The organism is Bartonella sp. CR84HXZ, from assembly GCF_042194535.1.
Classification (GTDB): Bacteria; Pseudomonadota; Alphaproteobacteria; order Rhizobiales; family Rhizobiaceae; genus Bartonella; species Bartonella grahamii.
In genome coordinates this window covers 83,609-109,818 of record NZ_JBHIMY010000007.1, presented here as the reverse complement: position 1 = coordinate 109,818, position 26,210 = coordinate 83,609, and the positions used below count along the sequence as shown (strand labels likewise).

The window sequence follows — 26,210 nt, the reverse complement described above, 5'->3', positions numbered from 1 at the left end:
TTTTTATAATGAGGAAGGTGCTGTGCGTGTTTCATCAATACGCCGCGATACAATTGTTGAAAATTCATCGGCAAAATTTTCTATTTGTGCAATGATGCGCGCACTTTCATGAGTCAACTTGTTATAAGCAATAACGGCTGGAATTGCTGCAAACAAACCAATAGCGGTTGCTAAAAGCGCTTCTGCAATCCCTGGCGCGACAATGGCAAGTGATGTATTTTGAGAAGCTGAAATAGAAAGAAAAGACTCCATAATACCAATAACTGTTCCAAAAAGTCCGATAAAGGGCCCCGCAGATCCCAGTGTCGCAAGAAAACTTAATTTTGATTCTATTTTTTCACTTTCACGTCCCAGCGTCAAATCCATAGCCTTATCAATTCTGCTCTGCAAACTTTTCGATGTATGGGTCCCTTTTTCAAGAGATTTTTTCCATTCAATCATCGCCGCCATAAAAACGGCGGATATACTATTGGTGTGTTGACTTTTACATGATGCATAAAGATCTTCTAGCGCTTTGCCTGACCAAAATGTACGTTCGAACTGCTTTATTTCACGCCGTATTCTCCGATACGTAAAAATTTTATCAAAAATAATTGCCCAACTCCAAATGGAAGCGAGCAGCAACCCAATCATAACACCTTTCACGATCCAACTCGCTTGCATAAACAAATGCAACATTCCAATTGTTTCCGGATTCGTTAGTTCACCATGCGGCATAATTTTTGTCCCTCTAAATAAAAGGTGTATTTTTTAAAATTCTATAAAACAGATTATTTTATAGTTTCTAAATTTAAGTAAAAAACCTTAGTTTCACATAAATTCATGTGCTAAAACAAGACTTGTTTCTTAAATTTCTTTAAAAAGTGATGACGAGAGACATCCCTCAACACACGCCCCCCCTCATTTCACAACAGCATTTATGAAAAATATAACGATAAAGCCTTCCCCATAAATGCTATAAAAACAAAAGATATAAAAATGCATGATATCAAATCTATTATGCACCACCACCTTTACGCTCATGAAAAAAAACTAAAACATCATACACGTTTTAAGCTCAAAATGCAGCGATAAATCTTAGCACTTGAAAAGATTCATAAGAGGCATTTTTATTCCTTTCTCAAGTGTTTCTGTATCCACTCACCAACCCCGCTTGTGACATGTAAGAAAATGTTTTTGATTAATTCACAGCAATAGGGCTTGAAAAGAAAAAATCTTACAAGTTTCAGAATTATCCAAAAGTGACAACGCAATGAATTATCATTATAAATAAATATGTTATAATCATGAAAGATTACGCTTTGCCTCAGACTATTGTTTCTCTCATTTTTCATCGAATTTAATACGGGGATACCCTCGGGCACAAAAACGACAATAAACCACCATAAAATGCCTCACAACAATGCGCCTCACCCATGCACCCCTATTGTAAGTCCCATATAATCTATTGTAAGTCTCATATAGTCTCATTGTGTTGTGAATTCGCCCCTTTCAATGCCCATCATCTCTTGGCACCATAGTATAACGTAAAAGCTTCTGTGACGTGAAAAAAGCCTTTTCACATCTTTACTTCATGAAAACTGGCTTCTTCGTTCTCTTTGCGCACTTGTGATATTTGATCGTTATTGCATTGAGAATGATCCATAAGAAACATTTTTACAATTTTTTCAACGATTTATATTGCTCATCTTATGATGTATAATCAAATGATTTTAATTGTTTCAACATGAACAGATTTGAAATGAAAGTATTTTACTCTATGACTCTATTGGGGTTTGTACCCGTGAGAAGTGATAATTTATCTTTCTAAGTCAATCTATTATATAAAATAATATGCTTTTGAAACTTTAAATCCAGAATACATTTCTGCTTTGTATACATTAATCTCTCACTCATTCACTGCGTTTAGGAGCGCAGATAAAGTCATGCATTATGGATGAAAATGGATGGGACATGCGCTCTTGTGATGCCAAATGACAATCCAGTAAAAAACAAATCAAATTGCTTAAAATACTCTTTGGGTGTTTTGAGAAAATTTTTGACCTAATAGCTTATTATCACTTTATTGCAATATTGTGCTGGGTATGTGCATTTTTATAAAAATAAATCTTAATCCATTTTTTATTTCTTTTTTGTTTTGTACTTTTCTGCTGTTTTCTTATGCCAACGAACCTTTCTTCAAAAGAAAGAAAATATCTTGAGTTTATAGCAGAAAATGGATGATGAGACATTGATTTTGAATCATAACATGGATGAGGCGTGTTTAATTTTGTGGGATATCATCTTCAATTTAGTGTAGTTATTGTAGCAGAGGTGCTTTCTTTTGATGTATCATGTGACCTTGTTGGGAAACATTTAGGCTATGATAAATGTATGGTCTTAGATTGTAGGTTACTTTATATCCCCTGATCTCTCCTGAAGCTGCTCGCTCAATGAATAACACTTTTAACCAAGCATTTTTGCAAAAAGTTCTTTGGGTAAACGTCGCGGTTTTGCCTCCTCATTAATCAGAGCAATTTCAACTTTAGCTGTTACCAACGTGGTCGCCTCATGCAAAATAGATTGCTCCATAAAAAAGCGTGCCCCTTGGATATGAGTAACACGTGTTTTAACAACTAAAAGATTATCAATTTTAGCTGGTCTTGAAAAATTAATTTCCATATGACGCACAACAAAAAACAGTTTTTCCCCCTCAACCCCTGCTGCTAACATCTTATTATTAAAACCGGTATCCCGTAAAAACTCTGAACGTCCTCGTTCAAAAAACTCAAGATAACGCGCATGATAAACCACTCCGGAAAAATCTGTATCCGCAACATAAACGCGGACCTGAAAATTATGAAAAGCATTTGTATGATTGCTCTTAAAAGGAGTTATTTCTGTCATTGGCTTCATGTCCCATAAAATCATCTAATATAGCAAATTATTTATCAATCAAAAGATTGAACACATTTTTGTGTTGAAGTTGTGAAAAGAAAAAGCCCCCCCTTAATCGTGCAAGACCTTTTTGGTCAGAATATACTAAAAGAAGCACGTCTCTTGTATTTTATGACCTTGCTATAAAATATTCACATAGTTTCTTTTAATAAAGAGAATATCTTAGTCATCTTCCCCATCCCATAAAGACGTCTGAAGTGATGAATTGTCTTGAGCATCAGAAAGTTGAGAACGCCTTTGTATAGACGTTGTAGAGGCAGGAGCAGAAAGCCCTAAATGGCTCCAAGCCTTTTCAGTTAGAATGCGTCCACGAGCGGTTCTTTGAATAAAACCTTGTTGGAGCAAATACGGTTCAACAATATCTTCAATGGCATCGCGTGGTTCTGATAAAGCAGCAGCAATTGTTTCAATCCCCACCGGTCCCCCTAAAAAAGTTTCCGCAATCAGGAGCAAGTAGCGACGGTCAAGCGGATCAAGCCCAAGATGATCGACCTCAAGGCGCGAAAGCGCTTCATCGGCGATTTTTTGGTCAATTTGTTTTGCCTGTTTAACCAAAGCAAAATCACAAACGCGCCGTAAAAGCCGCCCAGCAATACGAGGAGTGCCCCGTGCTCGGCGTGCAATTTCATGAGCACCATCATCACTGATCTTGACGGCAAAAAGCCGTGCATTACGCTGCACAATATATTCCAATTCTTCTATAGTATAAAAATTTAGACGAATTGGGATGCCAAAACGGTCTCTCAGCGGTGTGGTCAAAAGCCCCAAACGTGTAGTTGCCGCTACCAAAGTAAATTTAGCCAGATCAATTTTCACCGAACGTGCTGCCGGCCCCTCCCCAATAATCAAATCAAGTTGATAATCTTCCATGGCTGGATAAAGAATTTCCTCAATCGCCGGATTTAAGCGATGAATTTCATCAATAAACAAGACATCACGTTCTTCGAGATTGGTCAAGAGAGCGGCTAAATCTCCTGCTTTAGCGATGACAGGTCCTGAAGTAGAGCGAAAATTAACGCCTAATTCTTTTGCCATAATCTGTGAAAGCGTTGTTTTTCCTAACCCCGGAGGTCCTACAAACAAAACATGATCCAGCGCTTCTTGCCGCGTTTTTGCTGCTTCAATAAATATTTTTAAATTAGCCCGTGCCGCTTCTTGACCAATAAAATCATCGAGAACTTGTGGTCTTAAGGAACGATCTGGATCGTTAGGAAGGGGAGCGGAACCCAGAAGGCGTTTATCTTCATCTTTATGCATTGTTACCTTGATTTTAAGTAGGAGAAGAAAGCAATTTGAGACTATGGCGGATCAGCAGGGCAGAAGAAACAGTTTCCTCCTCAAGAGCGTTCATCGCAAGAGCAAGAGCACGGGATGCTTGCTCCCGTTCAAACCCTAGCTTCATCAACGCGGAAAGCGCGTCATGCGCAGGTTGATTGGTCATCTCACGCTGAGGAACCGAAACAGTCTTGAGCGCTTGTTCAAAGGGGAGTGTTTTACTTTTCAGTTCACCCACAATTCTTTCACTGACTTTTTTACCAACGCCCGGCGCTCGACTAATCATCGCAACATCGTTTAAGGCAATAGCTTGTGCGAGTTCATCTGGCGATAAAGTACCCAAGATTGCCAAAGCAACCTTCGCCCCTACTCCAGGAACATTTTGTAGAAGACAAAACCACTCCTGTTCAGCTCTTGTAGCAAAACCAAAAAGGCGGATTGCGTCTTCCCGAACATGCGTTTCAATAAAAAGGCTTAACGCCTCCCCAACAGAAGGCAAAGAAGGACGCAGCCGATTTGACACAAAAACAACATACCCCACACCGTGCACATCAAGAAGGATATGATCATCAAAGATATGTTCAAGGGTGCCCTTTAATTTGCCAATCATGTTGCCACCCCACTCATATCGCCATCCTTGCCTGATAAGATCGGTCAATACTCTTACGATGCATACTATGACAAAGAGCAAGAGCAAGAGCATCAGCCGCATCACTGCTATCAAATTCAGCACGTGGGAGTAGAACTTTTACCATCATATGGATTTGTTCTTTAGCACCGTGTCCAACACCAATAACTGATTTTTTCACTTTGTTGGGCGCATATTCAAAAACAGGAAGAGTTGCTTGCGCAGGAACCAGCAATGCAATTGCACGTGCTTGCCCAAGTTTTAAAGTTGCTGTAGCATCTTTGTTAACAAACACATGTTCTACAGCGGCTTCATGGGGCATAAATTGATGCACAACCTCTGAAAGACCTTTGTGGATCTGACATAATCTGGAAGCCAGCTCACACTTTACATCAGAAGAAACCGTCCCTGCTGCAATAAACTGAAGACGATTACCAGCAACATCGATAACGCCCCACCCTGTACGCCGTAATCCGGGATCAATGCCTATAATACGAATCGTCTCTGCCATAAACTACAGTCTATACACTTTTCCCCCTTGTGAATAAAGACAAGACCACAAACAAAACAGCAGCACAAGACAAAACCAGTCAAAAGATGGTCATGCCCCCAATTTATACAATTATAAAACGCAACGAACAGCATCTTTATGGAACATACTTTATGAAGCATAACTAAAATCAATCAAAATCTTTTATCTGCACATCACACGTGGGATTTCCGTGTGGAGTGAAACTGTACAAGAAAGGACTAAACATGCCTCTAATGAACCATCTCAAGAGCCAAGAACTTGTCGCAACACTGGGGACTGGCAAATATGATGATGGTGCCGGCTTGCTCCGTTGCAAGCGTTAAGATGAGGGAGCTCAATGGATGTGAACAAGAACTGAGAGGTGTTTTTGAATATGCCCATTACACCACAATGTCATTGCATAGAGAGGGGACATTGCATGGGGGCACAGAGAACCCCTGAGGCATTCATTATATGGCACTTTATTTTGGATGTTTTATTTTACGCGAAGAAAATAACTTCCATTCAAAACAAGAGAAGCCCAAAAACTGACACAATGTGTATCATCCTCATTAACACACGCTCTACAGCAACTTTATAGGCATAAGTTATAGAGCATAAATAAATTGATATACAATCCCTAGCTCTATCTAGCGCCCGATCATTATCATAGCCAAAACAAAATCACACGACAGATCAACAGAAAGTGTTCCAGCTGCAATCAACCAAAGCCGATTTCCACAAGACCAACCATACCCCATCCCATGCCATAATTCGAAATCAATACCTCTCAGCTATAAGCTCAAGATATTTCCTACGCTCAAATAGAAATTAGGCAGAAAAAAGCACTCTAGATTGGTTTTAGTTGTGACATTTTGGTTGTGAAAAATGGGTAGATTGCTCTAAATATCGCAAGAAAGAAGCAAGGCGCTATTCTTCTCAAAACACCCCCAAAAGCTATTTTCAGTAATTCGATTTGTTTTCCCACTGGATCGCTTAAACTACAGCCGCCCCTTATTTACCAGCGCGCTTAAACTACAGCCGCATATCTAAACGAAAAAAATGCACGCTCCTAAACGCAATGAAATGAGAAACAAATTGACGGAAAATTTCTGGCAATTCATGCCAATGAAAGGGAAAAATTCCAATATTGGTGTATGAAGTGACACTTTTACAATTGCTTTTTTATTTGTTCTGATGACATTTCCCCTTCGCGCAAAGCAAGGGAATACCTCTAAGAACGCCCAAAGGCAGTTTTGAGCAATTCGATTTGTTTTCCTACTGGATTATCATCTTCTAAGGCACAAGAGGCTGCAGTTTCCCACCCAGCACGCATATACTGTATGCGCGCTTCTAAACGCAATGAATGAGAAACAAATTGGCGGAAAATTTCTGGCAATTCATGCCAATGAGGGGTTTCAAGTTCCAATGTCGGTGTATGAAGTGATACTTTTACAATTTCTTTTTTTATTTGTTCTGATGACATTTCCCCTTCGCGCTCTGCCCGAAGAAGAAGGAGTTGAGAAGCAATTTGCATCAGTCGTGTACTTAAATACATAGCTTCTTTCGCATAGATTGCAGAAACTTCTGCCGAAAGGGAACGTGCCACTAATTTCCCTTCTGAATCAATATACGCTGCGGTTTTTTCAATCAGCGCCATTGTTTCTTCATAGAGACGATTAAAAGCATTTTCAAAAGCATTATGCTCAATCATGATAATAGGTTCATCATATGGACGTTTATGTACACTCACGCTTTTATACTCCAAGTATCAGCACAAAATTACACCACTCAACGAATAGAGTATTAAAAAGTTTCTTTTGTTGCTGTGTAGAACGCTTTTTTTTAACTGCTACCTCTTTTAATTTTTTTGCGCAACGCGCTTTTTATACTAAGGTTAACGCACCCAACAAACGCTACAGGAGCGTTTTTCTTATAAACGGATCAGTTTCCTTGAAAAGGACCACTGCCAAGATCGCCGTCTTTCACAATAATAGGCGACTCCAAATTGCAGAGCAATACCCGTTATTATTAAGAGGGTATCGGAAAAAAACGTTCCTGTCATCACTGTTTTTATAATTTGTCCAAACATCGCAAAAATGGTTCCCGTTACAAAGACCGGTAAACTATGTTTTCCTAAGATTGCTAAAGGATGTTTCTGAGAGACATAAAACCATTTATTGATGCAGGGCAAAGAAAGAATAAAAAAGGCTAATGCAAGAACATGGAGTAAACGTGGCAAGCTTAAAAAGGTTTTATTAAAGTTCAGCAATGGGGAAGACCAGCCAAGCCACCCCAAAATACCCCACCAGTTTAAGCGAACCCATAACAGCGCCAACAAGAGATACGCTGCCGCACAAACAATCCAAAAAGACTGAAAAGCGATTGTTTTTCCTTGTTTAAGCGCTAAAGTACTGGTCAATCCTATGACAAATAAGAATTGCCAAGACAAAGGATTTAAAAACCACTTTCCCTCTAAGGGATAAGAAGGAGGAGCAATTTTATAAAATCCGCAGATAAGATACAGCGTAAACGAACCAAAAAGCAGCCACTTTGTCTGTTTACAACTCAAATAAAGGATAAAAGGCGCAAAAAACATCAAAACGATATAAAGAGGAAGAATATTATTATATCCCAATTGATGCCCAAAGCTTAAGGTACTCAAAAATGCGATACCAGGCTCTTTAAAAAAGAGTCCCACATTGTTCATTGATAAAAGTTTTTCTGTTTTCCATAATAAAAAGGCAGCAAAAAAAAGACTTAACGTGACAAAAGTAGTAAAAAGATATGCGCCATAGAGCTGCAAAGCTCTGTACCACAGTTTTCGGATGATAAAAGCAAAGGATTTTTGCTGTAACCGTCCATGAAAACTTAACCCAAGAGCAATCCCTGAAAGCAAAACAAACACTTCTGCACAATCAGAAAAACCGAAATTTCTATGGGTAAAAGACTCATAGATCGTTCTGGGAATATGGTTGATGAAAATCGTCAATAAGGCTAAAGAACGAAAAACGTCAATACGCGTATCACGGTGAAAAGGTTGAGTATTATGCTCAAGAACACCTTGGTATTTCATCAGTGGACTCCCACACGCCACAAACCCCTTGAAGTCCCATAAAAATGGTGGTTACCCTTATTGCCAACAAGCATCAACAGGATGAAATTTTAATTTTTAAGAGTCAAGTTTCATTTTAAGCGTTTATTTTTTAAAAGGCAAAATTTTTTTAAAGGTAAAAGAACGAAAAGAATCCATACATGTATCACAGCAAAAAGGCGACATATTATGCTTAAAAACACTCTCATTTCTCATAAGCAGGCTCCCACACACCCACAAATCCTTTAAATTACGTGAAAATGGTGGTCACTTTCATCGCAAATAAGCATAATAGAATGAAACTTTAATTTTAAGCATTATTTTTCTCTAAGAAACAGGGATTTGACATGACAGAACAAAAAAATAAACCAATTGATCCGCCTCTTTTCCCTCAGTTGATTTTAACACTCGATGTTCGGCGCAACACCCCACACCCATTTTTGCGGCAAATTTTGCAAACAAAGTCTTTTGCATGCGTCATCCTCTATGATTCTGAAAAGTTGAAAGATGATAGCTCTTTTTTACAACAACAAGCGCAAACTTACGCAGAAGATATTCAACATCATGACGCAGCCCTTCTCATCGCTGATGACAGCCGCATTGCTGGGCGCATAAAGGCTGATGGATTGCACATAGAAGATGATCTTAACGCTCTTGAAAGCTTCAAAAATCAGCAAAAGGAACAAAAAATTATAGGCTTTGGCAATTTACGCAATCGCCATAGTGCTATGCTTGCAGCGGAAACAGGTGTTGATTACCTTCTGTTTGGCAAACTCGGTGCTGATAAAAAACCCCATGCGCACCCCCGCAATCTCCAGTTAGCAACATGGTGGGCAGAAATTATGCAAACCCCCGCCATTATCCAAGCAGGAAGCGATTTTTCAACCTTTGATGAAGTCTTAAAGACTGGATGTGAATTCATTGCTGTAGAAGAAGTCATTTTGGGAAACGACAACCCCTTAATACTGCTTAAAACAATGCAAGAAAAATGTGAAAAACACCCCCTTGTAATATAGGAGGAGAATTTATAAATAAAGCGTTAACTTTCGTGCTTCTTATATAGAGCACATAACGGCATATATAAATAGGAGAAAAATTCGTTTCGTTCATTCACAATTCAATCAGATCGCTTCATCACGCAGTAAAATTTCCCATCATTTAGTCAAGTTTTCCCACGTTTCAATCAATTGAATGGAAGGTGACCGTTTCTTTTTGTGCATCGTATAAGAATATGAAATCATAAAGCTATTTAAATTCAAATAGTTATAAAAATAAACCAACATTTTATATTAATAGCCAGCAATATTGAAAGAATATAAACAGTGAAATATAGCGGAACCTTCGAAGACCTTAAAGATATAGTTAAAACAGCTGGATATAAAATCATAGAAATTAAGTCTCTATCACTTAATTCTTCTAAAGGATATCAAATCAAAACCTCCGAAGGAGGCGTTATTAATTGGTATGAAAGCACAGGAACAATCAACGTTCAAGGCAAAGAATCCGCTGTGACAAATCTAGAAAAAGCTTTGGTTAAACACATACAAGAAACATCAACAATTCCTTCCTCAAAAACTGCTTCCAATCCTTCAAATAAAAAAATTTTTATCGTTCATGGTCATGATCGTACTGCCCTAAAGCAACTTACATCTATTCTTAATGATTTTAATCTTGAACCATACATTTTACAAAATACTGGCGGAAATGGCTTAACCATCATTGAAGCTTTAGAAAAAGGAATCTGTAGCGATTTCATAAAATTTGGTATTGTGCTGCTTACTCCCGATGATATAGGCTATGCCAAATCTGCCGGCAAAAAAGCAGCACAACCCCGTGCGCGACAAAACGTTATTTTCGAAATGGGCATGTTAATGTCTACGCTTTCTCGCAAAAATGTCGCTATTCTAAAAAAACAAGACCTTGAACTCCCTTCAGATATTAATGGAATTATATACCTTCCTTTTAAAGAACACGTAAAAGAAACACTTAAAGATCTTTCTCATCGACTATGTGAAGCCGGCTTCAATTTAGATGCAAAGAAATTAGATGAAAAGAAAGTTACTCATGCATTAAATTCAATTTGAATAATGCTTATGTTTATTTTTTAAAGCGCACGCCCAAAACCACAAGACACCCCACCACATTCCACAGACACACACATCCTATAGCACAGAGAAACGATCACCCCCCAACCCTTCCTCAAACAGCAAGCGATTGTGCAAATTTAAATGAAGAGACCGCGTGTGAATTCACTACCGTAGAAGAAATCATTTTAGTCTCTTTGATAAACGCTGGACTGTTGTCATAATTTTGGTAATTGTTCCAGAAAGGTTTAAGAGGCAGATAGCCTCTGATTAGATTAAAGAAAAATAGGAAATTCACGTCGGGCATGTACTACAGCTACAATTTCGATTTGATTTGCAGCTACTCGATACAATATAAGGTAATTTGGATGCGCTACAATTTCTCGTAATCCTAATACCTTCTCACTCTGTCTGTATAAATATGGATGTTCTGCCAATGGCAATACGGATGCTTCCAAAAACCTTTTCATTCGGCGCGCAGCGGATGGATTTTCGCGAGCAATGTACGTTAAAATCTGACGCAAATCGTCGCGCGCCGAAGACAACCAAACAATCGGAAGCATCACTTTTCCTGTTCAGCTTCAAGCTGACTGATTATAACTTCCATTTCAGCCATAACCTCATCATGCGGAATAGGAGGATATGGATTTGCAAGACTTCTCGCTACCTTATCGCGCAGCCATGCAGTGTAGCTGCTTTCCTGTTCAACGGTTTCGAACTCTGAAATTAGCGGAGAAAGGGTGGTCTTCATATGTATGTCCTTTCTATTCCTGAACATTGAAGATAATTACTATTGGTTATGTTGTCAATATTAGCGAATTGAAAATGTTTAACTTTTAAGCGTCCAAAGTTCTTTTGATCTTAAAACTTAAGGCTTTTTAACCCTCTCAAAAAACACGGGGGCTAATGTCATGATTTTGACAATCATTCCAGAGAGATTTAAGAAGCGGATAGCCTCTCATTAAAAAACAAATTTTGTAAGTAAAAAACTATTTTTATTGTAAATTTTCTGAAATTACTTTATGAATTAAAAGATGTTTTGGTCGCATACGCAACGACCAAGAGGGTCTTGAAAGCCCGAAAATCTAAACATGAATTTACCCCACTTTGTGGGTATCCCGGAATTCCGGGAGTTTTTGCTATGTCCAGGTGCTCTCAGCACTAAAAGCAAAAAAAGCTGATTAGATTTCAGTACTTTCAAGCTCCCGGAATACTCATGCGAGGGCGCTCGCAACCGGCGGGGAAAGATGCAAAGTAAAAATCCTCATATTGATCTTTTTGTTGGCAAAAAAATTCGTTTGAGACGAAAAATGTTGAAGATGTCTCAAAAAACATTAGGTCAACATTTAGGTGTCACTTTCCAACAAATTCAAAAATATGAAAAAGGCTTAAATCGTGTCAGCGCAGGGCGTTTAATGGAAATTTCTGATATTTTGAATGTTCCACTTTCCTTTTTTTACGCGGATATCTTAACAAAACAACAGCCCCCATATCATCATGATGAAATCGCATCAAGCACAGAGGAATATCTGCTGCTCAAAAGATTTAGAACTCTCACAACGGTAAAAAAGAAAGCCTTTTTACAGCTCATCGCTGATGAGAATGCAAGCTAACATCACACGGATAGCGCACTATTCATAAGCATTCATACGTATTTTAAAAAGCAGCCCCCATTATAAGCATTTTTTCATTTTAGGAGGAGATGCCCTTAATATAATAGAAGATAAGCATTTTTACACACGATACCCTTCATCATTATTATTTTTAACAAAACTGTTTTAAACAATCTGGCTCTCATCGACATTTATGCTATTTTTTTAAACTTACCCAACCCTACCTTAACTAAGATGAAAAACTGAGAAATAAAAAGTAATATAGAAATGAGATTCTTATACGGCTTGTAATGATGAAAGAAAAATGTGAAAATTCTGATCGGTAATGAGGAGAAAACACCATGATCAAGAGAAGCGTGAAGCTGCTTATCTTAGGCGTGATTGGACTTGCAAGTTCTGCTGTCAATTCAGCTGGAAACACTGAAGAATTCTCAAGTTCTGAAGGCTCTTTCAATACGATTCAAGAAGCTTCAAACACTCAAGAACCTTTTCAGCCCTTAAAAGCTGGAGACTATGATCAAGCCTATGACTATTACATCCAAGGTTATTATTTAAAAGCTTTTCGTGAAGCACTCCGACGTGCTGAAAAAAATGATCCTTTTGCACAAACTCTTCTTGCCAGAATTTATATGGAGGGATGTGCTGTCCCTATTGACGGTGCGCGTGCTGCTTTATGGTTTGAACGCGCCGCAAAACAGGGGGAACCCCAAGCACAACTACGCTATGGACTTATGTTGTTTGATGGTCACTTTATAAAACAAAATCAAAAACTTGGTGAACAATTCATTCAAAAAGCTGTCAATGCAGGCGTCAAGGAAGCCTATTTTTATTATGGACAACTGCTTCTTTATAAAGCCTCACAGGAAAAACAAGCTCTCCCCGGTGTTTCTTCCCAAAGTCGTGAAAATGAAGCAATCGAGCAAGCCTTAAAATTGTACTTAAAAGGTGCAGCTCTTGGGGATGCTGAAGCTGCTTTTTCTGCTGCAAAAATTCTTGCCTTAGGCACGTTAACACGACCCAAGGATGATCGCAATGCCCGCAAACTCATGGAGGTAGCGGCTCAAAACAACCACTTAAAAGCTCAACTTCATTTAGCACAATGGCTTATACAGGGGCGTGGAGGAGAAACAGATTTTCCCCGTGCTTTTCATTTACTTCAAAGAAATGCTATCAACATGATAGCACCAGCACAGATTTCCCTTGCAAGGCTTTATCGAGATGGCACAGGAACAAAAGGCGATATAATAATGGCAGCGGCATGGTATATGCTTGCAAAGGAGGCAAAAATGCAAGCCCCTGATCTTGAAATGATGCTCCAAGGCATGGACAAAACACAACTAGAAAAAGCGCACAAAGAAGCAATAAAGCTCCTTCCTGTTTTTTAAAATACTCCTCTCTGCTTCAAAAAGATAAAATTTATAGAAATTCCGGAAGATTTTGCACTGTCTAGGGGCGATAAGCCCTAAAAGCAAAATGCTGATTTGAGGTCAGTGTTTTTAGACTCCCGGAATACCAACGCGAGGGCGCTCGCACCCCGTCGGAGGGAAATGCAAACCAAAGATCTTTATAACGACATTTCCATTGGTAAAGAAAACGCACTGATGTCATCAGCTTAAGCAAACAATATCCAATAAGCAAAAGAACTAGGCTATCACGCAAATTCCAAAAGCTCTATTTGTTCATTCTTTTTGCTTGGATGAAAAACACGCCAACTCTCAGTAAAAAACTATTTTTTATTGTAAATTTGCTGAAATTACTTTATGAATTGAAAGGTGTTTTGGTCGCATACGCAACGACCAATAGGGCCTTGAAAACCCTATAATCCGAACGCGAAAATAAACCCACTTTTTGGGTATCCCGGGATTCCGGGAGTTTTTGCTATGTCCAGGTGCTTTAAGCACTAAAAGCAAAAAGGCTGATTCGGATTCAGTATTTTCAAGCTCCCGGAATACCAACGCGAGGGCGCTCGCACTCGGAGGGGGCTTTAAAATGCAAGCCAAAAATCTTGATAACGACATTTTCATTGGCAAAAAAATTCGTTTGAGACGAAAAATGCTAAAAATGTCTCAAAAAACATTAGGTCAACATTTAGGTGTTACTTTCCAACAAATCCAGAAATATGAAAACGGCTTAAATCGTGTCAGTGCAGGGCGCTTAAAAGAAATTTCCGATATCCTAAATGTTCCGGTTTCCTTTTTCTATGCTGATATCTTAACAAAACAACAGCCTCCATACCACCATGATGAAATCGCATCAAGCACAGAGGAATACCTGCTGCTCAAAAGATTTAGAGTTCTAACCTCGATAAAACAAAGAGCCATTTTACAATTACTCTCTGAATCAAAATGAAAACTTTTAACATTATGATATAGGGCGCTACACTCTCTGTTCTTAACTTGCCTCCCACCCCTCAAAGGACAGAAGTCCCTTCCCTATCCAGTTGGTAAACAATCCGTCTTCTCAGAACAGAACTCTTTTAGCTTCCCATTTCATGTGGTTCATTTCACAAGATTATCCGGACAAGCCCCCCCTCATATATTCACCACACATTCTCATAAAAATATCACATGTGCAAAGTTTGATGCCTTACAGCACCACACCTCAAACGATAGTATTTTACAGCAAACAAAATAAGCATTCATGCGGATTTTAAAAAAATAGCCCTCAAAAAGCAATGCTTGAAATTTTTTTTGGTCAATCTGGAACAGCACCTAACGCATGATTGTATAATGGTGACAGAGGACGTGATCTTAACATGCAAACGCAAAAAATTGCTTTTTTATCACAATCACCAAAAACAGCTGTTTATTAAAATATACGCCGCAAGAAGCACTTCAAGCAACCTTTACAGCTGAAACCATTATTCATTGATTAATTAACCGATTGATTAGATACCGATATGTTGTTAAGTAGCTATAGGTAAAGTTGCTCTTAATTTTTGGAATAGGAGCTTCGCAAAAAAGAGCAACAATAAGTAAGGGGAATTAACGATGTTAAAATATTTATTGCTGTCACCGGTTGTGTTGGTGGCAGGTTGCGCATCTGTAGGCAATTATTCATCAAATTATGTTGATCAAAGTCTTACAAAGCGTCAGGCACAATTAGTCGCTAACAAATTTATTAGCGGTAACAAAGGGTTTTTACCACCCGCTACAACCACACTTCTTATAAAGAAAAATAATACAGCAGACAACTTTACTCCTGTATTTATCAATCTGTTGCGACAGAATGGATATAATGTGATTTATACAGATCAACCCCAAAAACAACAAAACATGGGTGTGAATTTGAGTTATAGAATAAGATTAAATAGTAGCACTATAGTGTCTCTTTTTCAGTATAACGTGAACGGAGAGCCGCGTTCTTATATAAATACTCATCCCAAATGAACCCGCTATTTCATGTAACCATTCTCTATATTTTAAACGTAAAAACTTAAAAGCTCTTGCGAAAGGCAAAGAGATTTGCAGCTTAATAAAAAACCTCATTTTTAGCCAGAGTGGATAAATTTTATTATAGATTGTGACAATACAAAATAGTGTAAGTTACAGCTTTAAGATTTAAGGAAAGAAGAATACTAAAAATAATGAAAATGCCCCACACCCTAGCAAATTATTACGCGAAGATGCAAATGCAAAACTTGGCTTATCTGTGGTTGAAGCAGCTGAATAGCTTTCTATATCCCGTGTAGCATTTTCTAGGGTATCGGTAAAAATCCTTATAACGACATTTTCAGTGGGAAATTCATTGGCAAAAAAATTCGCTTTAGACGAAAAATGTTGAAGATGTCTCAAAAAACATTAGGTCAACATTTAGGTGTCACTTTCCAACAAATCCAGAAATATGAAAAAGGCTTAAATCGTGTCAGCGCAGGGCATTTAAAAGAAATTTCCGATAGCCTAAATGTTCTGGTTTCCTTTTTCTATGCGGATATCTTAACAAAACAACAGCCCCCATACCACCATGATGAAATCGCATCAAGCACAGAAGAATACCTGCTGCTCAAAAGATTTAGAGTTCTAACCTCGATAAAACAAAGAGCCATTTTACAATTACTCTCTGATCAAAATGAAAACTTTTAACATTATGATATAGGGCGCTACACTCTCTGTTCTTAACTTGCCTCCCACACCTCAAAGGACAGAAGTCCCTTCCCTATCCAGTTGGTAAACAATCCGTCTTCTCAGAACAGAACTCTTTTAGCTTCCTCTTTTATCTTCCCATTTCATGTGGTTCATTTCACAAGATTATCCGGACAAGCCCCCCTCAAATATTCATCACATATTCTCAATTAAAAACACCTCATGGTTTTACGGAACTTATATCATTGCCATCAATTATATCATTGCCATCAATGATGATATTTTACGACACAACGGGATAAATTCCCCTAAAAATTCTAAAAAATTTTTGTGCAATTTTTTAAAAAGCTTGCGTCTGAGCGCTTTTTATGGTCTTGCAAAGAACTGAAAAGCAAAAATACATCAAGGTCCTTTTTTACTTAAGCTTTTCTCTTTGCAAAAAACATGAGAAAGCCTATGAAAGCGCACAGGACCATGAGAGAGCCGCAAGGCTAATCAAAGAGATTTGAGCCCGAAAATAACAAAAGAGCTCACTGTTAAAGGCAGCAGAGAAAAGCGCCATAACGACAACAAAAGAGTTCTTTTTGCAAGAATAGAATTGGATAGAAACGATGAAAATTAATGGCAATGAAATTCGCCCTGGTAATGTGATCGAACATCAAGGAAGCTTATGGGTTGCTGTTAAATGCAACGCTGTAAAACCAGGAAAAGGTGGTGCATTTAACCAAGTTGAAATGAAAAATTTAATTGATGGTACAAAACTTAATGAACGATTTCGTGCTGCTGAAACGGTTGAACGCGTGCGCCTTGAACAAAAAGATTTCACATTTCTTTATCAACAAGGGGATGCTTTGGTCTTTATGGATTCAGAATCTTATGAACAACTTGAACTTCAAAAAGATTTTGTTGGTGAACGTGCTGCGTTTCTCCAAGATGGGATGACTGTCACAGTTGAACTTTATCAAGAAAAGCCTATTGGCATCTCACTTCCTGATCAAGTTGCTGTCACGATTGTGGAAGCCGATCCTGCCATCAAAGGACAAACGGTTACCTCCTCTTATAAACCCGCCATTCTTGAAAACGGGATTCGTATTCTTGTTCCCCCCTTTATGAATGCTGGTGAACGTATTATTGTAGACACCAATGAGTTGATTTATTTGCGTCGCGCAAATGAAAAAGATAAATAAAGGAATAAAAAATGGCCCATTCTGCAGTCATGAATGTCATGGTGCAAGCTGCAATGAAAGCAGGACGCTCGTTGGTGCGTGATTACGGTGAAGTGCAAAATTTGCAAGTATCTTTGAAAGGACCAGCAGATTATGTCAGCCAAGCAGATCGCAAAGCGGAAAAAATTATTTTCAATGAATTAAGCAAAGCGCGCCCCAAATTTGGTTTTCTAATGGAAGAATCTGAAGAAATCATTGGCGAAGATTCCCAACATCGTTTCATTATTGACCCTCTAGATGGCACCACAAATTTTCTTCATGGCATTCCTTTTTTTGCTGTTTCCATTGCCTTAGAAAGTCAAGGGAAAATCGTTGCTGGTGTCATTTACAATCCCGTAAGTGATGAACTATTTACCGCAGAACGCGGTTGTGGTGCTTTTTTCAATGACCGGCGCTGTCGCGTTTCTGCTCGACGCAGACTAGAAGATTGTGTCATTGCCACAGGTATGCCGCATTTTGGTCGCCCAAATCATGGAACCTATCTTATTGAATTACGCAATGTGATGGCGGAAGTTGCCGGACTTCGCCGTTTTGGCGCTGCTGCTCTTGATTTAGCTTATGTTGCTTCTGGCCGAACCGATGGCTTTTGGGAGGATAACCTGCAAATTTGGGATATGGCTGCTGGAATATTGATGGTTCGCGAAGCCGGTGGTTTTGTCACCGATAAAGAAGGCGGCAGCGATATATTCCGCAAAAAAAATATCATTGCTGGCAATGAACACATTCGCATCAAACTAGAAAAAACCCTCAAAAAAGGCATTTAGACCTCAGAAGTAGTGTCTTTTTAAAAGGCAATGCTAAAAGTTCAACTTTGCAACATCCCCATAGAGATATCTCTCATCACGCAACCTTATCTCTTATTGAATTGCGCAAGTAATGATGAAAGTTGCTGGACTTCGCCGTCTTAGCGCTGCTGCTCTTAATTTAGCTTATGTCACCGCAGGAAAAACCGATGGCTTTTGGGAAGATAACCTACAAATTTTTGATAGAACTACCGGCATACTGATGGTTCGCAAAACCGGCGGTTTTATCACCGATAAAGAAGGCAACAATATATCCCGCAAAAAAATATCATTGCTGGCAATGAACACATTCGCATCAAACTAGAAAAAACCCTCAAAAAAAGTATTTAACTCTTACAGTTTTTTACAAAAACCTTAGAACCTTAAAAAACCACGTGGAGAGAGAGTTTTAAATTTTCTTTACATAAAACGATAGGAAATAACTGATCAGATAGTGACAAAAACATCATCACAAATAAAAAATATACTCGCTATACCCCCCACAAAAGCAATCCTCAACAGCTTACCTTATTGACGTTTCTGTTATTCAAATCCCCCTCCAAAAAAGCTAAAAAAGGCAATAAACAAAAAAACATCATAACAAAAAGCTACAAAAAGCAATTATCGAACCCAAAACAAAAACACAATCCATTTCCTCCTCAATATATGCTCTTTATAGTGCGCTATCCATTGATCAAAAATCTCCTCTCTCATAAAAGCTGCCGCATATGTTTAAGAGTTTTCACGTCTTTTCCACCACTGCATAATAGCAGAGATTTCCGAAAATCCACTGATTTATAGGACTGTTCTCTACCCCTTTATTCAACCGTTTTACAAATAGTTTATCAAATGCCGACGACATTTATAATAATGAAAATCTTTGTTTTCCAAAATTGCTTTCTGCATTTCACTTGCAAGCTGCTCTTTATCTTTTTCAATAGCCTCTTCCAGCACCTTTACCTTCTCATTACAGAAGATAATTTTTAATTTTTCTTTTAACTTTTTTTCCTCAACAAGCTTCTCCCAAAAGATCAATCGGTTATCGCATTTCTCATTTGATGATTTCATCCACTCTTTAACGCCTAATTTATAAATTTCTTCAAATGTTGGATTCCCTTCAACAATGGAAAGATTTTTTGCTCTATTTGTGTCATTCTCTTTACAAGTATTGATTACATCTCTAACTGTGACAGAATGGCAACCATTATCAAAGGCAACATAGCCCTTTTTCACTGTTTTAATAAGCTTCTTATAGTAAATGAAAGTTTCTCTTGCCGCCTTATAATCACTGGAAATATCACACAACAACAACAACACATTCTTTTTACAATATAATAATAAAGTACACTCACCAGACCAAGATTCCGAAAGCGTTAGTATTTCCTCTATCTCTTTGTGTTCTATACTTATAGATATGTTGTCCCACAAAGTATCTGTAAATTTTTTCTTTTCATCCTCCCCTGTAAAGTTTTCCTTTTGGTGCTGTTTGCATTCAGCTGTAATCATATCATCAAGAACATATAACCACCAATGAAGTAATAACATCGTAGGTTGACTCCGTTTTTTGTTCGTAAGAGGATCTACAAACTTTTGCAGAGTTATTCCATTCCTTCTCATTAATCGCACTGCTTTTACAAAAAATTTCCTAAAATACGAGGTATCCAAGAGACTACATATTTTTTTGTAATGTTCATAAGTAAGTTTTTTTCCAAGTGCTTGCTTGTACAATAAACGCACTTTGTGCTCCCCTCGAACACAAATATCCTTTACCAATGGAAGCCGATCTCCACTGAATTTCATATCTTCCCTAGGATTTTTTATCCCCAGTACGTCTCTTTCCCATAGCCTTACTCCCTCATCCCATTGTTTCAACCATTCCTGCGATACTTTTTGAGTTTTTGCAAAAAGTCTTTGTTCCCATTGTGCAATAATATCTTGATATCCAGCGCACTCTTGCTCTTTTCGCTCAAGTTGGTCAGTCAATTGAAGACACTTCTGTTCCCATTGTGCAATAATATCTTGATGTCCAGCGCAATCTTGCTCTTTTCGCTCAAGTTGGTCAGTCAATTGAAGACACTTCTGTTCCCATTGTGCAATAATATCTTGATGTCCAGCGCAATCTTGCTCTTTTTGCTCAAGTTGTTTAGTTAATTGAAGACACTTCTGTTCCCATTGTGCAATAATATCTTGATGTCCAACGCACTCTTGCTCTTTTTGCTCAAGTTGGTCAGTCAATTGAAGACACTTCTGTTCCCATTGTGCAATAATATCTTGATATCCAGCGCAATCTTGCTCTTTTTGCTCAAGTTGTTTAGTTAAATGCTTGTTTTGATAAATTGCCAATGCAAGCATTAAGCTTCCCCCACAACACACTATCATTGCAAAACCGAACAAAAAATCCACTGAGTATCCCAAATACCACGACTTCCCCATCAATATGATGCACAAAATCATAACGCCGAATCTCACACTCCCACATTCTTTCCCCCATTTCCAAATGACCTTAATTATAGCTATTATGAAAGCTATTGCCCATTTTATGTCTTCTTCCATTCTTGCTCTCTTCTAACCTCACCAACATTTAACGCAGCTCTTTTCTCGATTTCTCGAAATTGTATCATTATGTGTATATATGATTTGAAAATCACTACATATTATATTTTAATAAAAATAATACACAAAATATAGATATTTTTGTTGGTAAAATAGAACAATTTGTATTTAATAATGCTGTTTTAGTGATTTATGTACTTTAAAGAAAAGCCTTATAAGCCCTCAAAATGCATGATCCATGAAATATTGATTTTCAAAGTAATAAAAACCTTAACTCAACCAAACAGCAAAACAAACTGCGTGCTTTGTTCGCACTGTTTTATAACATCGATAAAAAGCGCCTCTCTGCCTATTTATCAGTTCTTCTTTAAGTAGCCCAGCACCATCATACTCTTATGCCAGCGCCCCCCGTTGTGATAGCCCTTGAAACTTGAGACGATTCATGAAGAGGACTTATTCTTTCTAAAGTGTTTTATTCACGCGGGCTCTCTCTGCTTGCCACATACAAGAGACATGGTTTTAACTAATACAACATAACTAAATTTGAAACGAGAAAATCCTATAGTATTAATAATCTCTCATAAAAAACAATGAATTATCCTTATAAATCAACGTGACAGTGCTGTTATGAAGAGAACTCCTTGCACATCTTAATAGTTCATAAAGATTAACTGGGGATCATTTTATATTTTGTACACAGATGAAGTATTTTTATAAAAATGCTCCGTCTCACGCAGAAAAAAGGACAACCCGTTAAGACTTTAAAAAGAAAAACACCTCAATGCTTGCCCTCTTTTTTCCATGAGAGATTCAAATTGATAAGCCTGTCTGAAAAGAGTACTGTTTATGTGCCCTTAAAGATACTGCTCTTGTATCAAGATCACTTACTCAGGTGAAAATTGGAGTTTTGCGAGGTAAGCATAGACGCCATTTTTTGCCACAAGTTCTGCATGGGTTCCTTCTTCCACAAGAGCGCCTTTATCCATCACGAGAATACGATCAGCTTTTAAAATTGTTGCCAAACGATGTGCAATTACCAAGGTTGTACGATTTTGCATCAATCCTTCTAAGGCGTCTTGCACCAACTTTTCACTGTTTGCATCTAAAGCAGATGTTGCTTCATCAAGTAGCAACAGGGGTGCATTTCTTAGAATTGCCCGTGCAATACCAATGCGTTGTTTTTGCCCCCCAGAAAGCATGGTACCACGTTCTCCTACTTGCGTATCCAAGCCATCTGGTAAAGCTTGAATAAATTCAAGTGCATTAGCCGCCTTAGCGGCAGCAAGGATTTCCTCTTCATGAGTATTTTCAGTTCCAAAAATAATATTATCACGCAATGTTCCATCAAAAATGGCGACATCCTGTGGAACATAGGAAATTGCGCTGCGTAAATCTTGTAAAGAAAGGCGATTAATTTCCATGCCATCCAACCGAATTGTTCCACTTATCGGGTCATAAAAACGAAGGATCAAAGAAAAAATGGTGCTTTTTCCTGCTCCTGAAGCCCCAACAAAAGCAACCGTTTCGCCTGCCTTCACAGAAAACGAAAGCGAGCGTAAAATCTTCTCTTGTGGTCTAGAAGGATAAATAAAATCAACCTGATCAAAAACAAGTTCGCCTCGAACAGGTTGTTCCAATGATAAAGGATTTTTAGGAGCTACAATAGTAGGTTGTTCTTGTAGCAATTCGGAAAGCCGCTCAGCAGCGCCTGCTGCTTGGATTAACTCTGCCCCCAGTTCCGATAATTGCGCAAAAGTAGAAGCTCCAAAAACCGCATAAAGGACAAATTGCCCTAATGTCCCGCCTGTCATCGTTCCATTCAAAACATCGCGCGACCCAATCCATAAAACAGCAACCACACTGCTAAAAACCAAAAAAATTGCAAACCCCGTAAAAAAGGAGCGCAGGATCACAGAAGCACGTGCTGTTTGAAAAGCCCGTTCTATCAATTGTGAAAAACGTGTTGCAACGAGTTTTTCTGCGGTAAAAGCTTGCACAGTGCGAATAGCACTTACCTGTTCTGTAGCAACAGCATTGGCATCTGCCAGACGATCTTGCGCCGCACGCGTACGCGAGCGAACTTTCCGCCCAAAAACCACCAAGGGAATGGCCACAACAGGAATAGCAACCAAAACCAACAAAGACAATTTAGCATTGGTAATCACCATCATCACGACGGCTCCGATCACTATAATCAACTGACGCAAAGCAGTAGAGGCGGTAGAACCCACAGCTAATTTTATTTGTGTGGTATCTGTTAGAAGCCTTGAAACAATCTCTCCTGAATGCGACCGATCAAAAAAAGCAGGAGAAAGTTTCATAATATGAATAAACACATCACGCCGTAAATCGGCAACAATCCGTTCTCCCAATGTGATAACACAATAATAACGACCAGCAGAAGCAAATGCGAGAAGCAAGGCTAAAATAAATAAAATTCCGAAGTAAAAATTGATATGTCCATGGCTTGAAGTAGAAAAACCATGATCAAACATTTGGCGGATAGCCACAGGCAAAGCTAATGTGACAAGAGCAGCAACAGATAACGCTAGGAAGGCAAAGATAAACAACCAACGATAGCGTAAAAGATAAGGAAAAAAAATTGCAAGCGAAGAGAATGAAGATTTTTTAGGGGAAGACTTTGTAGATTTTTCTGAATGATTGAAGAGATTCATAAGGTTTCGCTCACTATATTGAATTTATAACACTTGATACAATGATGCATCTTGAACACTTGTTTTTTTATGCATGCTCAGCTATAGGAATAAATACTTTAATCAATGTATCAAAAAGACAAAGGAAGCGCACTTAAAAAATCGAGCAAGTGCTGTTTCATTCTGTAAACGCAAAAGGTTTTTACGCATGAAAGCGAATATTCATCCCAACTATCACACAATTACCGTTGTTATGACGGATGGAACCCAATATAAAACGCGCTCTACTTGGGGAAAAGAAGGCGATACTCTTAATCTAGATATTGACCCAAGAACGCATCCAGCATGGACAGGTGGCTCCCAAACACTCGTAGACCGTGGCGGTCGTCTTTCTAAATTCAAAAATCGTTTTGGTAATATTGGCATGTAAAAGCCTATTCCTGATTATAAAGAGCACAAGTTTTAAAAAAATGATTGCTCTATTGTAAGTGATTGGTTTTTTATGCTGTAAAGAGTGCACTTTAAATATTAATTCAAAAACGCATCCAACATAAATAGATGGGATCTTAGGCACTAATAAATCTTGGTGGCTGCGTTTTTTAAATTTAAAAATCAGTTTGAAATACGAGCATAAATCCTTCCTCTTAGAGTATAACGACCTGAAATAAAATAATTGCAAACCGTTCTTCTTTTTTTGGAACTGAAAAATACCCATGAAGAGGACATCCTTGCTGCCGCTAAAGCGACTAATGCGCTTGAATTGATTCAAGCTTTACCAGATAGCTTGGATACGCAAGTAGGAGAACGTGGTACCATGCTTTCTGGGAACAAAACAACGCATCGATATTGCACGTGCAATTCTAAGAAATGCACCCCTGTTGCTGCAAGCCGGCACCATCATTATATTTGCCAGCTCATGGGTGTTGCTACAGCCCTTGGCACTTGAGACGATTTATTATAAACATTTTAAGTCCTTCCTTAATATTTTTTTTATTCACGCGGTCTCTCCCCACTTGTAACGTACAAGAGACATGGTTTTTGTTGATTCAACATGGAACAGGTTTGAAATGAGAAAATCCTGTAATATTCGGGATCCCCATTCAACATACAAAACAGTGAACTATTATTATAAATCAAAGTGTTGCTGCTTGATGAAGCAACATCTGCTTTAGATGCAAACAGTAAAAAGTTGGTGCAAGACGCCTTAGAAAGATTGATGCAAAATCGTACAACCTTGGTAATTACACATCGTTTGGCAACAATTTTAAAAGCTGATCGTATTCTCGTGATGGATAAAGGCGCTCTTGTGGAAGAAGGAACCCATGCAGAACTTGTGGCAAAAAATGGCGTCTATGCTTACCTCGCAAAACTCCAATTTTCACCGGAGTAAGTGATCTTGATACAAGAGCAGTATCTTTAAGGGCACATAAACAGCACTCCTTTCAGACAGGCTTATCAATTTGAACCTCTCATGGAAAAAGAGGGACAAGCATTGAGAGGTTTTTCTTTTTAAAGTCTTAACGGGCTGTTTTTTTCTGCGTGAGATGGAGCATTTTTATAAAAATACTTCATCTGTGTACAGAATATAAAATGACACCCAGTTAATCTTTATAAACTATTAAGATGTGCAAGGAGTTCTCTTCATAACAGCACTGTTACGTTGATTTATAAGGATAATTCATTGTTTTTTATGAGAGATCATGAATACCATAGGATTTTCTCATGTCAAACCCTCATAGTGAATCAAACAAAATCTCTTGGCTTGCACATCACAAGCAGAGTTAGCGTGTGGAGTGAAGCTGTACAAAAAAGAACAAAATGCCTCTCTTATCCCTTTAAATACCAAGGGCTGTCACAACATTGGGGCGCTGGAAAGAGTATACGACTGGCAAAGAGTATAATGGTGCTCGCCTTACCGAGGAAGCCCTTATGCGGCCCACTTGATAGGCTGGATACAAGCTCTACCCTAAAGACTGATCACACTCTTAAAAAAACTGAATATTAAAATTTTTTCATGCCCTCTATCACCGCCCTAAACAATAGTGTTTACCGAAAATCATGACAAATTGTAATTCACAAATAGGCTTTTCTCATCTGCAAGAGTATCCTTTTATTCTCTTTCAAAAAAACGAACACTTTTTGAACATTGTTTGCAGATCCGTACTATTGAAAAAGAGCAAAAACTCTTTTAGCGCTTTTGGGCTTCTTATAACTTTTGTGAGCGCGTATAAGCAACAGCTTTTATAATAAACCAGCTGTTGGCAAAATCGTAAAATTTTATCAAATTTATTGTTTGTAAATATCACCACAACCACTGTTCTGCTCTTGCAGACACGCATCCTCAAAACACTTTCTCTTTGCTCACAAATTGTCTCTCCAGCTCTTTCTTCCAGTCATAGCCTATAAAAATAAGGATAGCGTACTTTAATTGGACACCATCTTCCCACACCACCACCAACGCCATCATTTATATTTACAGCCCTCAATTTTATAGCCTCCCCCTGTCGTGCTTTAAGAAGGCACATTAACGATGATAGAAACATGTACAAAGAGGATATATTTTTAAGGTATTTATGTTTTAAAGCTTACACCAAATCATAATTTTTTTATAGCTAGTCAAGCGTCTGCAGAACTAACACCCTAACCCTTTCAAACCGTTCAGCTGTTTCAGTCACAGATAAGCCAAGTTCTACAATTATATCTTCAACCACGAGTTCACCGAGGTACAGAGGATTTTCCATCATTTTTTAGCACTCCCTCTTCAGTGATCC

23 protein-coding genes and 2 pseudogenes are annotated in these 26,210 nt (G+C 38.3%); 13 read left to right on the top strand and 12 right to left on the bottom strand.

Going from position 1 to position 26,210, the window contains the following annotated elements:
- Nucleotides 1-3: 3 nt before the first annotated feature.
- The 7 genes from tolQ to ACFIKD_RS04960 all read right to left on the bottom strand — a co-directional run bounded on the left by tolQ (nt 4) and on the right by ACFIKD_RS04960 (nt 8,427).
- Nucleotides 4-717, bottom strand: a complete 714-nt coding sequence (gene tolQ / locus ACFIKD_RS04990) for a protein TolQ (protein WP_015856945.1) — start codon at nt 715-717, stop codon at nt 4-6.
- Between the two features lie 1,728 nt (nt 718-2,445).
- Complete coding sequence (ybgC, locus tag ACFIKD_RS04985) at nt 2,446-2,886, bottom strand: tol-pal system-associated acyl-CoA thioesterase (RefSeq protein ID WP_375635534.1); 441 nt, start codon at nt 2,884-2,886, stop codon at nt 2,446-2,448.
- A gap of 213 nt (nt 2,887-3,099) precedes the next feature.
- Nucleotides 3,100-4,194 (bottom strand): Holliday junction branch migration DNA helicase RuvB, encoded by a 1,095-nt coding sequence (gene ruvB / locus ACFIKD_RS04980; RefSeq protein ID WP_375613207.1) that lies wholly within the window; start codon nt 4,192-4,194, stop codon nt 3,100-3,102.
- A gap of 13 nt (nt 4,195-4,207) precedes the next feature.
- Nucleotides 4,208-4,822, bottom strand: a complete 615-nt coding sequence (ruvA, locus tag ACFIKD_RS04975; protein WP_375635532.1) for a Holliday junction branch migration protein RuvA — start codon at nt 4,820-4,822, stop codon at nt 4,208-4,210.
- 13 nt (nt 4,823-4,835) lie between these two features.
- Nucleotides 4,836-5,351, bottom strand: coding sequence for a crossover junction endodeoxyribonuclease RuvC (gene ruvC, locus ACFIKD_RS04970; protein WP_273787693.1), 516 nt, complete (start codon nt 5,349-5,351; stop codon nt 4,836-4,838).
- 1,234 nt (nt 5,352-6,585) lie between these two features.
- A complete protein-coding gene (locus tag ACFIKD_RS04965) occupies nt 6,586-7,104 on the bottom strand; it encodes a DUF1465 family protein (RefSeq protein ID WP_015856950.1) in 519 nt (172 codons plus the stop codon).
- A gap of 180 nt (nt 7,105-7,284) precedes the next feature.
- The gene (locus ACFIKD_RS04960) at nt 7,285-8,427 is read right to left on the bottom strand and encodes an OpgC family protein (protein ID WP_375647371.1); all 1,143 of its coding nucleotides are present in this window, start codon (nt 8,425-8,427) and stop codon (nt 7,285-7,287) included.
- A gap of 365 nt (nt 8,428-8,792) precedes the next feature.
- Here ACFIKD_RS04960 and ACFIKD_RS04955 point away from each other — a divergent pair, with 365 nt between their 5' ends.
- The gene (locus ACFIKD_RS04955) at nt 8,793-9,461 is read left to right on the top strand and encodes a thiamine phosphate synthase (RefSeq protein ID WP_375647370.1); all 669 of its coding nucleotides are present in this window, start codon (nt 8,793-8,795) and stop codon (nt 9,459-9,461) included.
- Nucleotides 9,462-9,767: 306 nt separating this feature from the next.
- On the top strand, nt 9,768-10,529 hold the full coding sequence (locus ACFIKD_RS04950) for a TIR domain-containing protein (RefSeq protein WP_375619987.1): 762 nt from the start codon (nt 9,768-9,770) through the stop codon (nt 10,527-10,529).
- A gap of 275 nt (nt 10,530-10,804) precedes the next feature.
- Here ACFIKD_RS04950 and ACFIKD_RS04945 read toward each other — a convergent pair whose 3' ends face one another.
- On the bottom strand, nt 10,805-11,092 hold the full coding sequence (locus tag ACFIKD_RS04945; protein ID WP_375647368.1) for a type II toxin-antitoxin system RelE/ParE family toxin: 288 nt from the start codon (nt 11,090-11,092) through the stop codon (nt 10,805-10,807).
- Nucleotides 11,092-11,280: an antitoxin gene (locus ACFIKD_RS04940; RefSeq protein ID WP_375619989.1), complete on the bottom strand. Its 189-nt coding sequence runs from the start codon at nt 11,278-11,280 to the stop codon at nt 11,092-11,094. Before ACFIKD_RS04940 ends, ACFIKD_RS04945 begins: the two co-directional genes overlap by 1 nt.
- 496 nt (nt 11,281-11,776) lie before the next feature.
- Here ACFIKD_RS04940 and ACFIKD_RS04935 point away from each other — a divergent pair, with 496 nt between their 5' ends.
- The 8 genes and pseudogenes from ACFIKD_RS04935 to ACFIKD_RS04900 form a co-directional block, all read left to right on the top strand.
- A complete protein-coding gene (locus ACFIKD_RS04935; RefSeq protein WP_273787686.1) occupies nt 11,777-12,142 on the top strand; it encodes a helix-turn-helix domain-containing protein in 366 nt (121 codons plus the stop codon).
- Nucleotides 12,143-12,483: 341 nt separating this feature from the next.
- Complete coding sequence (locus ACFIKD_RS04930; protein ID WP_375647367.1) at nt 12,484-13,527, top strand: tetratricopeptide repeat protein; 1,044 nt, start codon at nt 12,484-12,486, stop codon at nt 13,525-13,527.
- Nucleotides 13,528-14,131: 604 nt separating this feature from the next.
- A complete protein-coding gene (locus ACFIKD_RS04925) occupies nt 14,132-14,491 on the top strand; it encodes a helix-turn-helix domain-containing protein (RefSeq protein ID WP_375647365.1) in 360 nt (119 codons plus the stop codon).
- Between the two features lie 641 nt (nt 14,492-15,132).
- Complete coding sequence (locus tag ACFIKD_RS04920; protein ID WP_375647364.1) at nt 15,133-15,531, top strand: hypothetical protein; 399 nt, start codon at nt 15,133-15,135, stop codon at nt 15,529-15,531.
- 315 nt (nt 15,532-15,846) lie between these two features.
- Nucleotides 15,847-16,224 (top strand): helix-turn-helix domain-containing protein, encoded by a 378-nt coding sequence (locus ACFIKD_RS04915; RefSeq protein WP_375647380.1) that lies wholly within the window; start codon nt 15,847-15,849, stop codon nt 16,222-16,224.
- A 611-nt stretch (nt 16,225-16,835) separates the two neighbouring features.
- Nucleotides 16,836-17,411, top strand: coding sequence for an elongation factor P (efp, locus tag ACFIKD_RS04910; protein ID WP_273787683.1), 576 nt, complete (start codon nt 16,836-16,838; stop codon nt 17,409-17,411).
- A gap of 11 nt (nt 17,412-17,422) precedes the next feature.
- A complete protein-coding gene (locus ACFIKD_RS04905; RefSeq protein ID WP_015856959.1) occupies nt 17,423-18,214 on the top strand; it encodes an inositol monophosphatase family protein in 792 nt (263 codons plus the stop codon).
- 92 nt (nt 18,215-18,306) lie between these two features.
- Nucleotides 18,307-18,583: pseudogene (locus ACFIKD_RS04900) on the top strand (inositol monophosphatase family protein); the annotation flags it as partial.
- 480 nt (nt 18,584-19,063) lie between these two features.
- Here the strand turns inward: ACFIKD_RS04900 and ACFIKD_RS04895 are convergent.
- The 3 genes from ACFIKD_RS04895 to ACFIKD_RS04885 all read right to left on the bottom strand — a co-directional run bounded on the left by ACFIKD_RS04895 (nt 19,064) and on the right by ACFIKD_RS04885 (nt 23,460).
- Nucleotides 19,064-20,215: a hypothetical protein gene (locus ACFIKD_RS04895; protein WP_375647363.1), complete on the bottom strand. Its 1,152-nt coding sequence runs from the start codon at nt 20,213-20,215 to the stop codon at nt 19,064-19,066.
- Nucleotides 20,216-20,543: 328 nt separating this feature from the next.
- On the bottom strand, nt 20,544-20,711 hold the full coding sequence (locus ACFIKD_RS04890) for a hypothetical protein (protein ID WP_375647361.1): 168 nt from the start codon (nt 20,709-20,711) through the stop codon (nt 20,544-20,546).
- A 958-nt stretch (nt 20,712-21,669) separates the two neighbouring features.
- Nucleotides 21,670-23,460, bottom strand: a complete 1,791-nt coding sequence (locus tag ACFIKD_RS04885; protein ID WP_015856960.1) for an ABC transporter transmembrane domain-containing protein — start codon at nt 23,458-23,460, stop codon at nt 21,670-21,672.
- A 187-nt stretch (nt 23,461-23,647) separates the two neighbouring features.
- Between ACFIKD_RS04885 and rpmE the strand changes: the two genes are divergently transcribed.
- The 3 genes and pseudogenes from rpmE to ACFIKD_RS04870 all read left to right on the top strand — a co-directional run.
- The gene (rpmE, locus tag ACFIKD_RS04880) at nt 23,648-23,869 is read left to right on the top strand and encodes a 50S ribosomal protein L31 (protein ID WP_015856961.1); all 222 of its coding nucleotides are present in this window, start codon (nt 23,648-23,650) and stop codon (nt 23,867-23,869) included.
- Between the two features lie 243 nt (nt 23,870-24,112).
- A complete protein-coding gene (locus ACFIKD_RS04875; protein WP_375647360.1) occupies nt 24,113-24,385 on the top strand; it encodes a hypothetical protein in 273 nt (90 codons plus the stop codon).
- A 192-nt stretch (nt 24,386-24,577) separates the two neighbouring features.
- Nucleotides 24,578-24,829 (top strand): annotated as a pseudogene (locus ACFIKD_RS04870) (ABC transporter); the annotation flags it as partial.
- Nucleotides 24,830-26,210: the final 1,381 nt, after the last annotated feature.